The sequence below is a fragment of the Streptomyces sp. NPDC002577 genome, from assembly GCF_053594815.1.
Genome location: NZ_JBSFWK010000009.1, coordinates 256,556 through 267,817, shown reverse-complemented (window position 1 = coordinate 267,817; position 11,262 = coordinate 256,556). Strand labels below are relative to the sequence as shown.

Sequence of the window (11,262 nt, the reverse complement as noted above, 5' to 3'; positions counted from 1 at the left end):
ACGCTTCCTTTGTACTCACCCGAGAGACTCTCTCAGGCTTTCCTCCGGGCGCTTCCCTTCGGTCTTGCGTTTCCGACTCTATCAGATCTTTCCGATCCGATTTCCTCGGTGCTTTCCAGGTTCTCGCTCTCGCGTTTCCCTTTCCGGCGTTTCCGACTCTATCAGATCCTTTCGGGCCTGATTCCCAGTCAGAGTGGGGTGTCTTCCCGGCCGTTGGGCCGTTCCGACGAGTGAGACTTTAGCGGAATCCCGGCTCCCGACCTAATCGGGGGCCCGCGCCCTTTCGAACGCGGATTCCTCATTTCGCAAACACGCATGGAAACGAGCCGACGACGAATCGTCGTTCGTTTGAATGGTTCCTGCGGAATGGCTGTCCGGGGCCGACCGGAGTCGGTGCTCACGTCGGACAACTCGGAGAACACTACGTATGCCAGCCAGGCATGTCAACTCAGCGCCTCAGGGCGTACCCTTGTGGACATGTCCAAGCATGCGTTCACCCAGCAGTGGTGGGCCGCCTGACCGGCGGCCGTACTTACGCATGCACTCAACGGCCGCCGCCTCGGCGGCCGTTCGCGTATCTCCCTCCTGGAGCAACCGGAGCCGGCCGGCGGGCAGCGGCGGCCGACGATCAGGAGGTGGAGAGATGACGCGGATCTTCAGCGGGGTCAAGCCGACGGGGCATCTGACGCTGGGGAACTATCTGGGGGCCGTCCGGCAGTGGGCGGAAGTCGACCAGCACCGGGCCGATGCGCTGTTCTGCATCGTCGATCTGCACGCCCTCACGGTGGAGCACGATCCAGGCCGGGTGCGCAGGCTCAGTCGGCAGGCGGCGACGCTGCTGCTGGCGGCCGGGCTGGATCCGGAGCGGTGCACCGTGTTCGTGCAGAGTCATGTGGACGAGCACGCGCGCCTGTCGTATCTGCTCGAGTGCGTCGCGACCGACGGTGAGATGCGGCGCATGATCCAGTACAAGGAGAAGGTCGCGCGGGAGCAGGCACGTGGCAGGAGTGTGCGGCTGTCGCTGCTGACGTATCCCGTGCTGATGGCGGCGGACATCCTGGCGTACGGGGCCGATGAGGTGCCGGTCGGGGACGACCAGCGGCAGCACGTCGAGCTGACGCGGGACCTGGCGATGCGGTTCAACCAGCGGTACGGCCATACGTTCGTGACGCCTCGCGCGACGTATCCCGTGGTGGCGGCGCGGGTCATGGATCTGCAGGAGCCGACGTCGAAGATGGGCAAGTCCCACGACGCGGGGGCCGGGATCGTCTATCTGCTCGACGAGCCGGACGTGGTGCGGAAGAAGATCATGCGGGCGGTGACCGACAGCGGGCAGGAGGTCGCCTACGACCGGGAGTCCAAACCCGGTGTCTCCAATCTGCTGGAGATCCTGGCGGCTTGTGCGGGCGGGGAGCCCGAGGAGCTGGGCAGTGCGTACACGTCGTACGGGGCCCTGAAGAAGGACACCGCCGATGCCGTCGTCGAGCTGCTCAGGCCGCTGCAGAAGCGGCACCGGGAGCTGGTCGCGGATCGTGCGTATCTGGAGGGCGTGCTGAAGGGCGGGGCGGAGAAGGCCAGGGGGATGGCCCGGCCGACGGTGGACGCGGCCTATCGGGCGATCGGGCTGCTGCCGCCTTCCTGACCGGCAGGGCCGGCCGTCCCCCTGGGGTCGGCCGGCCCTGCCGCCGGTAGGCGAAGCAGTTGCCCGACGCGGTGGCGGGCAGCGCGTCAGCTGTTGCCGGAGGCGAGTTCGCGGCTGCGGTCGCGGGCCGCCTCGAGGGCGGCGATGAGGGCTGCGCGTACGCCGTGGTTCTCGAGCTCGCGGATGGCGCTGATGGTGGTGCCGGCCGGGGAGGTCACGTTCTCACGCAGCTTGACCGGGTGTTCCCCGCTGTCGCGGAGCATCGTGGCGGCGCCGATCGCGGACTGGACGATCAGGTCGTGGGCCTTGTCGCGGGGCAGGCCGAGGAGGATGCCGGCATCGGTCATGGCTTCGACCAGGTAGAAGAAGTACGCCGGGCCGGAGCCGGAGAGGGCGGTGCAGGCGTCCTGCTGGGACTCGGGGACGCGGAGCGTCTTGCCGACCGCGCCGAAGATCTCCTCGGCGTGGGCGAGGTGCTCGGCGGTCGCGTGGGTGCCCGCCGAGATGACGGACATGGCTTCGTCGACCAGGGCGGGGGTGTTCGTCATGACGCGGACGACCGGGGTGCCCGCGGGCAGCCGGTCCTCGAAGTACGTGGTGGGGATGCCCGCCGCGCCGCTGATGATCAGCCGGTCGGCGGGGACGTGCGGGGCGAGCTCGTCGAGGAGGGTGCCCATGTCCTGCGGCTTGACCGTGAGGATCAGGGTGTCGGCCATCTTGGCCGCCTCGGTGTTCGTGACGGGCGTGACGCCGTAGCGGCTCCGGAGATCTTCGGCGCGCTCGCGGCGGCGGGCGGTGATCAGGAGGTCGGCCGGGGCCCAGCCGGCTCGGATCATTCCGCTGAGCAGGGCTTCGCCGATCTTGCCGGTGCCGAGGACTGCGACTTTCTGGGTCATGGCTGGGGTGCCCTCCGGGGGGTTGCGTCGTCCGTGTTCATCCTCGCACCGGGGGCGTGGGGGTGGCTTGGGTGTCCGGTGGGCGGACGTCGGGTGGCGGGTTCTGCCTGGAGGTTTTCGCCCCAGCCTCCCCTTCCCTTCCCGTCCCTGGGGGCTGCGCCCCCAGACCCCCGCTTCGGCCTTGACGGCCTCGTCCTCAAACGCCGGACGGGCTGAGACGTCACGTTGTCCGGCGTCGTAGTGTCGCCGCGCCCAAGGTCAGTACCAGCAGCGCGCAGCCGGCCACGACCAGCGCATCCCGTACGAAGTTCGCCGTCATGTCCGTGTGCTTGAGGACCTCGTTCATGCCGTCGACGGCGTACGACATGGGGAGGACGTTGGAGATCCCTTCGAGGACCGGGTGCATGGTGGAGCGGTCGGTGAAGAGGCCGCAGAGGAGGAGCTGCGGGAAGATCACCGCGGGCATGAACTGCACCGCCTGGAACTCGGAGGCCGCGAAGGCCGAGACGAAGAGTCCGAGTGCCGTGCCGAGCAGGGCGTCGAGCAGGGCGACGAGGAGCAGCAGCCAGGGCGAGCCGGTCACGTCGAGCCCGAGGGCCCACAGGGCGAGGCCGGTGGCGAGGGCGGACTGGACGATGGCCAGGGCGCCGAAGGCGAGCGCGTAACCCGCGATCAGGTCGGCCTTGCCGAGCGGCATGGCGAGGAGGCGTTCGAGGGTGCCGGAGGTGCGTTCGCGCAGGGTGGCGATGGAGGTCACCAGGAACATCGTGATCAGCGGGAAGATGCCGAGCAGCGAGGCGCCGATCGAGTCGAAGGTCCGCGGGCTGCCGTCGAAGACGTAGCGGAGCAGGAAGAGCATCACGCACGGGACGAGGATCATCAGCGCGATGGACCGTGGGTCGTGGCGGAGCTGGCGCAGGACGCGGGCGGCGGTGGCGAGGGTGCGGGACACGTTCATCACGGATGCCCGGGATGCGCGGGGCGCTGTGGGCGGCGCGGGCGAGGAGGGCGTGAGGTGCGTGCTCGTCGTGGTCATCGGGCCGTCTCCTTGCGGGCGTCGGCATGGGTTGCGGCCGCGACGGCCTCGTCGACCAGGTGGAGGAACGCTGCTTCGACGGTCTCCGTGTGCGTGCTCTCACGCAGGGCGTCGGGGGTGTCGTCCGCGAGGATCTCGCCCTCGCGCATGAGGAGCAGGCGGTGGCAGCGTTCCGCCTCGTCCATGACGTGCGAGGAGACGAGGAGGGTCGCGCCGCGCTCGGCGGCGATGGAGTGGAAGAGGTTCCACAGGTCGCGGCGGAGTACGGGGTCGAGGCCGACGGTGGGTTCGTCGAGTACGAGGAGTTCGGGGGCGCCCAGCAGGGCCACGGCGAGCGAGACGCGGCTGCGCTGGCCGCCGGAGAGGTTGCCGGCCAGGGCGTCGCCGTGCGAGGTGAGGTCGACGTCGGCGATGACCCGGCTGACGTTCTCGTGGCGGCGCTCGGCGGCCGCTCGGCCCGGGTCCAGGACGGCGGCGAAGTAGTCGAGGTTCTGGCGGACCGTCAGGTCGTCGTAGACGGAGGGTGCCTGGGTGACGTACCCGACGCGGGAGCGGAGAGAGGGGTCGCCGGCGGGGCGCCCGAGGACCTCCAGGGTGCCGGTGACCTTGGCCTGCGTACCGACGATCGCGCGCATGAGCGTCGATTTGCCGCAGCCGGACGGGCCGAGCAGGCCGGTGATCTGGCCGCGCGGGACGGTGAAGTCGAGGCCGTGGAGCACGGTGTGTGCGCCTCGTACGACGGTGAGGGCGGCGGCGCGGACGGCGGGTGGGGGCTCGGTGGGGGTTCCCTCCCGGGCGGGGTGTCCGGAAGTAAAATTCATCATGCGGTGAATAATGGGTGCGGGGTGAGGTGCCGTCAAGGCGTCGCGGGGGCGGCTGTCACTCCTGCTGCTGGCTGCTGCGTGGGGTCCCGGCGTTGCGTACGACCGTCAGGTCCACGGCGTACGCCTCCTCGACGATGCCGTCGGGGAAGTGCCGCAGCAGATGGCGGCGCTCGTCGGCCAGTACGGGTGCGGACCTCTCGGGGCCGAGGGTCGCGAAGTACGAGCGGCTGCCGAGGTGGGCGAGATGGACGTCGACGGGGACGCGGCGGGTCCAGTGCAGACGGCGGTGGACGGGGCCGAGGCCCGGGACCAGCCGGTCGATGATCTGCGGGGCCTCGCCGGTGATGCCGTGTGCGTGGTAGCCGGGGAGGCGGGCCTGCAGGCGCTGCTCCTGTTCGGCAGTCCATGGCACGTCCGGGTCGGGGACGTTCCACCACAGGGCCAGGGCTCCGCCAGGGCGCAGCACGCGCAGTGCTTCGGGGACGGAGCGCCGGGGATCCGTCCAGTGCCAGGCCTGTGCGTAGGTGATCAGGTCGGCGCAGGCGTCCCTGAAGGGGAGGGAGTCGCCGAGGGCGCGGACGAGGGGGACGTCCGGGAGGTGCGCCTTCAGTTCGGCTCCCATGCCCGGGCCGGGTTCGACCGCGATGACGCGAGCGCCTCGGTCGGCCAGCAGTGCGGTGGCGATGCCGGTGCCGGCGCCCACGTCGACGACGCGGGCGCCACGGAGGGGCCGGCCCGCCAGTTCCTCGATGGTGTCGAAGAGTTCGGGCGGGTAGCCGGGGCGGGCCGTCGCGTACTGGCCGGCGACGGAGTCGAAGGACAGCGCGAAGGGGGAGGAGGGACCTGGGACGTGGGACGGGGTGTCAGAGGGGCTGGAGGGGTCTGGGAGGCCGGAAGGTTCTGAATGCATGCAGCCAAGCAAGCGGATCCGCCGCCGAACCGCCAGGCCGCGGGCCGGTGGCTGCCCGCCGGGGCGGCAGGCGCAGGCGCCAGGCGCCAGGCGACGGCCTCAGCCGTTGCGGCCCTTCCCCTGCCGCTTCGACGGGTTGCCCGCGCGGCGGGCCGCACGGCGTTCGTACTGCTCGCGTGCCGTTTCGTACTCCGCGCGGTGCAGCTTCTCGCCCGGGGCCTCGATGAGCGTGCGGAAGAAATACGCGAGGAGGGAGCCGACGAAGCCGATGGCGAGGAGACCGCGGAGGGACGCCTGGCGGTCGAAGTCGGGGCGCTTGCTGAAGCCGTCCCAGGTGTGTCGGAAGGCGAGCGCGCTGCAGACCACGAACATCACGACGACCAGGACGGTCGCCAGTGCGCCGATGGCGGCGATCTCCAGGCCCTCGTATGCGAAGCGCAGGACCAGGCACGCCACCGCCGCCGCGGCGAGCGAGCCGACGGCTACGGCTGCGCGGCGTGCCGCATAGCCGCCGTCGTGGTCGACCCAGGTGGTGCCGAAGAAGCGAATGGGTTCGGGGCGGGGGCCGCCCGGCGTGCCGGCCGCGTCGGCACCGGTTTCGTCGCTCATACGTTGATTATCGCGCCGGAGTCCATCGCCTCCGGCCCGAGGTGGTCGGCCAGCCCAGGGCGCGGCAAGCAGCACGAACAGTGCCGAAGGCCGCACAGACAAGCCGAAGGCCGCACGGGCGGGCCGAAAGCCGAACCCTCAGCCGCAGCGCGAGGCGACGTACCCGTCGCTGCCCGTGTTCACGTATGCGTCCGACACGTACTGCCCGCTGGCGATGCTGTCCCAGATGTGCGAGGTTCCGTACGGACCGCTGACCGTCTGGCCGACGGTCTGGCAGGCGATGGTCACCCACGAGCCGGGCGACAGAACCCGGACTAGGCGGTAGTTCGTGCCAGGGCCGCTGCGAACATTGACGCTGTAGCCGGGCGCTATGGGATAGCTCGACGCTGCGGCCGTGAGAGCCTCCGCGCCGTCCCCCGGAGTCTCTGTTTTCTCGATGGCCATTCTGGGCCTCCCCCGTTGCATGGTTCCTGGTGTGTTCCCGCCGCCACGAGCCACTGCCACATCACGGCGCGCAGAGGCTAGCAAGCCGCAGCGGGTTCGCAAGAATCATCGACTAGGCTCTGCGAGTCGCGCTGTCGACGGACACACGGGGGTGAGTGATGTCGCAGCAGCCCCGCCCAGATACGGACACGGAAGCGGAACATCCGCAGTACGCCGGGCATTACCGGCTGGAGACACGGCTCGGTTCCGGTGGCATGGGTGTCGTCCATCTGGCGCGCTCGACGTCCGGGCTCCGCCTCGCAGTGAAGGTCGTCCACACCGAGCTCGCCCAAGACTCGGAGTTTCGCGGGCGGTTCCGTCAGGAGGTGGGTGCTGCACGGCGGGTGAGCGGGGCGTTCACGGCGCCTGTGGTGGACGCGGACCCTGAGGCGGAACGCCCTTGGATGGCAACGCTCTTCATTCCCGGCCCGACGCTCGCCGAATACGTCAAGGAAGACGGGCCGCTGCCGCCCGCACATCTGCGGCACTTGATGGCCGGGCTTGCCGAGGCGTTGCGCGACATCCACCGGGCCGGCGTCGTTCACCGTGATCTGAAGCCGAGCAACGTGCTGCTGGCCGACGACGGACCGAAGGTCATCGACTTCGGCATCTCGCGACCGTCGGACAGCGAACTGCGCACGGAGACGGGCAAGCTGATCGGCACTCCGCCCTTCATGGCCCCCGAGCAGTTCCGGACTCCGCGCGACGTCGGGCCGGCCGCCGACGTCTTCGCCCTGGGCTCGGTGATCGTGCACGCGGCGACCGGGCGTGGTCCCTTCGACTCCGACAGCCCGTATATCGTCGCCTACCAAGTCGTACACGATGAACCCGACTTGACGGGATTGCCCGAGGAGCTGACGCCGGTCGTCAGCCGCTGCCTGGCCAAGGAGCCGGAAGACCGCCCGACGGCGGAAGAGCTGATGGTGGCGCTGCGCGCCGTGTCGGCTTCACACGACACCCAGAGCTTTTCCGCTGATCAGTGGCACAGCGGCGAATGGCGACTCGCCCGGACAGCGGGGAAAGCGGACGGGGTCGAGGACGGCGGCAGTGAGCCGCGCGATGCGTCTGCATACGGCGACGAGGAAGCCTCGCAGCGCGCCCCCGGCAAGGCGACGGGCGACACGATCGAAGGCCGCCTGCCTGCACGCCGCCGGTTCCCGAGGATGTCCACCGCTGCCGTGGTCGCGACCACGCTGCTCGCCGTCGGCGCTGTCCTCGCTCTCGCTCTCTACGGTTCCAGTGGTGGCGGCCGGGCCCATCCCGCCGGAGAGAGTTCCGACAAGCAGCAGACCGGCTACTTCGCTCCCTGGGAGACCCACCTGAAGAACGCGGGCAGCGCCAGGGCCAAGGGGATGCCCGAGTGCACGTACGGCCTGGGAGAGCTGTACTGCGCACAACCCGGGGTCATGGCCGCCGCCGTCGATCCGGCAGACGGCAAAGTCCTGTGGTCGCGAAACGGCACGTCGGAGTCCGATGACGCCGCCCCGGCCTGGCCGCCCGTTCTTGCGGGCGGCCTCCTGCACGTCGCCTTCGATGACGGGAAGAAGCTGGCCGCGCTGGAACCGTCGACGGGACGGACTCGTTGGACCCTCGATATCGCGAGGTACAGCGGCCGCATCGCCCACGTCGGTGACCAAGTCCTCCTCACCGCTCCGGACTCGAAGGTGACCGCCGTCGACGGTGCGACCGGCCACGAGCTGTGGAGCCACCCGATCGCGGGCCAGACTCAGCCGATCTTCTCCTCCTACGGTGGCGGCACCGCGTACGCCGTGAGCCTCACCCCGGACGGCAAGGGCACGGTCGTGAGCGGGGTGAACCCGAGGACGGGCGACGTGCGCTGGCGGCAGCGGTTCAACGGATCGCTGACTCCGTTGGGAGAGGGCAAGGGCGTGGTGTGGTTGCTCTCGTACAACACCTATACCGCTGCGGATGCCGTCGTCCGCTATGAGGTGGCGAGCCACACGGTCCGCCGTGTCCCCCTGGTCTTTCCGCTTCAAGGGGCGCAGGCCACGGTCCACGGAGACACGGTCTACGTACTCGCTGACGGGGGAAGCCTCGTCGCCATGAACACCAAGGGAGACAGGGCAGGTCAGCTCTGGCGCCTGGAGACGTCCGTCAGCCGGACCTCGCCGCCCGTCGCGGTCGACCGCCGCCTCTACTTCACGGCGGCTGACGGGCGGCTCTATGCAGTCGACACCGCGCGGGGAGCACTGCTCGGCCAGACGGAACCTCGCATCGGCGGTGACCGCGGGGCACTTCTCGGCTCACTGCCCGGCCCGGTCGTCGCCGACACGCACGTGTATTCCGCTGCCCCCGACGGATCGCTCTTCGCGGTCGAGGGCCAGCATCCGTCGCGGTGGTGACAGGAGCGCCCCTACGTCAGCAGCGGGGTGCCACGTAGCCGTCGCTACCGGTGCGGACATACGTGTCCGTCACGTAGCGGTCACTGCCGATCCTGTCCCAGATGTTCGAGGTGCCGAGGGGGCCGGTGATGGTCTCCCCCGGGGTCTGACAGGAGATGGCGACCTGGGCGCCGGACGCGAGCTTCGCCACGATGGGGTACGAAGTGCTCGGACCGGATCGCACATTCACGTCTGCCACAACCGAGTAGGTCGCAGCCGAGGCGGTGGATGCCGCCCCGAGCACGAGCCCGAAGGCTCCCACCGCTCCCGCCATCGCGGTGGCCACGCGTCTACGGTCCCAACCCTTGACTGTCATGTCCCCTCCAGTGCCGTTTGAAGACCCGGTGATCATAGAGGGACACCGCGTGCCGCAGGGGCCGCTCCGGGAAATCCCGGGCGGCCCCTGATCGTCTCAACTCAGCCGGAGTCAGCCCAACTTGCTGACGTCCCGCACCGCTCCCTTGTCCGCGCTCGTCGCCATCGCCGCGTACGCCCGCAGTGCCGCCGACACCTTGCGGTCGCGGGACTTCGGGGCGTAGACGCCGGCGAGGGCCTCGCGGCGGGACGCCAGGGTGGCGTCGTCGACGAGGAGTTCGATGGTGCGATTGGGGATGTCGATGCGGATGCGGTCGCCGTCCTCGACGAGGGCGATCGTGCCGCCGGAGGCCGCCTCGGGGGAGGCGTGGCCGATGGAGAGGCCGGACGTGCCGCCGGAGAAGCGGCCGTCGGTCACCAGGGCGCAGGCCTTGCCGAGGCCCCGGCCCTTGAGGAACGAGGTCGGGTAGAGCATCTCCTGCATGCCGGGGCCGCCCTTGGGGCCCTCGTAGCGGATGACGACGACGTCGCCCTCCTTGACCTGCTTGTTCAGGATCTTCTCGACGGCCTCTTCCTGCGACTCGCAGACGACGGCCGGGCCTTCGAAGGTCCAGATCGAGGCGTCGACGCCGGCCGTCTTCACGACGCAGCCGTCCACGGCGAGGTTGCCCTTGAGGACCGCCAGGCCGCCGTCCTTGGAGTAGGCGTGGGCGACGTCGCGGATGCAGCCGTTCGCCGCGTCCGTGTCCAGCTCCTCCCAGCGCTCGGACTGGGAGAAGGCCTCGGCGGAGCGCTTGCAGCCGGGGGCCGCGTGCCACAGCTCGACGGCCTCGTCGGTCGCGGAACCGCTGCGGATGTCCCAGTCGTCCAGCCATTCCTTGATGGAGGGGCTGTGGACGGTGTGCACGTCCTCGTTGAGCAGACCGCCGCGGTACAGCTCGCCGAGGATCGCGGGGATGCCGCCCGCGCGGTGCACATCCTCCATGTAGTACGTCTGCGTGGGCGCGACGTTGGGCGCGACCTTCGCGAGGCACGGCACGCGGCGCGAGACGGCGTCGATGTCGGACAGGTCATAGCCGGCCTCGGCCTCCTGGGCGGCGGCCAGCAGATGCAGGATCGTGTTCGTGGAGCCGCCCATCGCGATGTCGAGCGCCATGGCGTTCTCGAAGGCGGCGTGGGTGGCGATGGAGCGCGGCAGGACGCTGTCGTCGTCCTGCTCGTAGTAACGCTTGGCCAGCTCGACGACCGTCGTGCCCGCGTTCTCGTAGAGGGCCTTGCGGGCGGTGTGCGTGGCGAGCACCGAGCCGTTGCCGGGGAGGGAGAGACCGATGGCCTCCGTCAGGCAGTTCATCGAGTTGGCGGTGAACATGCCGGAACACGAGCCGCAGGTCGGACAGGCGTTCTCCTCGATACGGAGGATGTCCTCGTCCGAGATCTTGTCGTTCACGGCGTCGGAGATCGCGTCGATCAGGTCGAGTGTGCGGACCGTGCCGTCGACGAGGGTCGCGCGGCCGGCCTCCATCGGGCCGCCGGAGACGAAGACCGTCGGGATGTTGAGGCGCAGGGCCGCCATCAGCATGCCCGGGGTGATCTTGTCGCAGTTGGAGATGCAGATCAGGGCGTCGGCGCAGTGGGCCTCGACCATGTACTCCACGCTGTCCGCGATCAGGTCGCGGGACGGGAGGGAGTACAGCATGCCGCCGTGGCCCATCGCGATGCCGTCGTCGACGGCGATCGTGTTGAACTCGCGCGGGATGCCGCCGGCCTCCCGGACGGCCTCGCTGACGATCCGGCCGACCGGTTGCAGGTGGGTGTGGCCGGGCACGAACTCCGTGAACGAGTTGGCGACGGCGATGATCGGCTTCCGCCCGATGTCGGCGCCCGGTACACCGGAGGCGCGCATAAGGGCGCGGGCGCCCGCCATGTTGCGGCCGTGGGTGACAGTGCGGGACCTCAGCTCGGGCATCGTCGCTCGCTCCTTAAGGCAGATGCCTACGGCTGCCTACGGCACGGTGCGTTCGGGACGGCGACTGCGCGCTGTCCGTTCGGCCGGGACGATAGGCAGGATGACTTGCGTCGAGCCTACGCCGGGACTCCAGGGGCTGGACAGCTTGTCCGGATAACGGGACAGCCGTCTCGCTCCCC

General features: G+C 69.8%; 10 protein-coding genes. 2 read left to right on the top strand and 8 right to left on the bottom strand.

The features are described from left to right. The first annotated feature begins 643 nt into the window (after positions 1-643). Entirely contained in the window at positions 644-1,642 is a 999-nt protein-coding gene (trpS, locus tag ACWD4J_RS16100; protein ID WP_451395981.1) for a tryptophan--tRNA ligase, read from the top strand. A gap of 86 nt (positions 1,643-1,728) precedes the next feature. Here the strand turns inward: trpS and proC are convergent, their stop codons facing one another. The 6 genes from proC to ACWD4J_RS16070 all read right to left on the bottom strand — a co-directional run bounded on the left by proC (position 1,729) and on the right by ACWD4J_RS16070 (position 6,361). After that, entirely contained in the window at positions 1,729-2,538 is an 810-nt protein-coding gene (gene proC / locus ACWD4J_RS16095; protein ID WP_451395980.1) for a pyrroline-5-carboxylate reductase, read from the bottom strand. 220 nt (positions 2,539-2,758) lie between these two features. Next, on the bottom strand, positions 2,759-3,574 hold the full coding sequence (locus ACWD4J_RS16090; RefSeq protein WP_451395979.1) for an ABC transporter permease: 816 nt from the start codon (positions 3,572-3,574) through the stop codon (positions 2,759-2,761). Then, the gene (locus tag ACWD4J_RS16085; RefSeq protein ID WP_451395978.1) at positions 3,571-4,398 is read right to left on the bottom strand and encodes an ABC transporter ATP-binding protein; all 828 of its coding nucleotides are present in this window, start codon (positions 4,396-4,398) and stop codon (positions 3,571-3,573) included. The genes ACWD4J_RS16090 and ACWD4J_RS16085 overlap by 4 nt, the downstream gene beginning before the upstream one ends. 55 nt (positions 4,399-4,453) lie before the next feature. Next, entirely contained in the window at positions 4,454-5,308 is an 855-nt protein-coding gene (locus ACWD4J_RS16080; RefSeq protein WP_451395977.1) for a class I SAM-dependent methyltransferase, read from the bottom strand. Positions 5,309-5,407: 99 nt separating this feature from the next. Next, positions 5,408-5,917 carry an EamA/RhaT family transporter gene (locus ACWD4J_RS16075; RefSeq protein WP_451395976.1) on the bottom strand — a complete coding sequence of 170 codons (510 nt, stop codon included), beginning with the start codon at positions 5,915-5,917 and terminating at the stop codon, positions 5,408-5,410. Between the two features lie 138 nt (positions 5,918-6,055). Further along, positions 6,056-6,361, bottom strand: a complete 306-nt coding sequence (locus ACWD4J_RS16070; protein WP_451395975.1) for a hypothetical protein — start codon at positions 6,359-6,361, stop codon at positions 6,056-6,058. Positions 6,362-6,519: 158 nt separating this feature from the next. Here ACWD4J_RS16070 and ACWD4J_RS16065 point away from each other — a divergent pair, with 158 nt between their 5' ends. Next, entirely contained in the window at positions 6,520-8,763 is a 2,244-nt protein-coding gene (locus ACWD4J_RS16065) for a serine/threonine-protein kinase (RefSeq protein ID WP_451395974.1), read from the top strand. A gap of 16 nt (positions 8,764-8,779) precedes the next feature. Here the strand turns inward: ACWD4J_RS16065 and ACWD4J_RS16060 are convergent, their stop codons facing one another. Continuing rightward, entirely contained in the window at positions 8,780-9,076 is a 297-nt protein-coding gene (locus ACWD4J_RS16060; RefSeq protein WP_451395995.1) for an SH3 domain-containing protein, read from the bottom strand. 153 nt (positions 9,077-9,229) lie between these two features. After that, on the bottom strand, positions 9,230-11,083 hold the full coding sequence (ilvD, locus tag ACWD4J_RS16055) for a dihydroxy-acid dehydratase (protein ID WP_451395973.1): 1,854 nt from the start codon (positions 11,081-11,083) through the stop codon (positions 9,230-9,232). Positions 11,084-11,262: the final 179 nt, after the last annotated feature.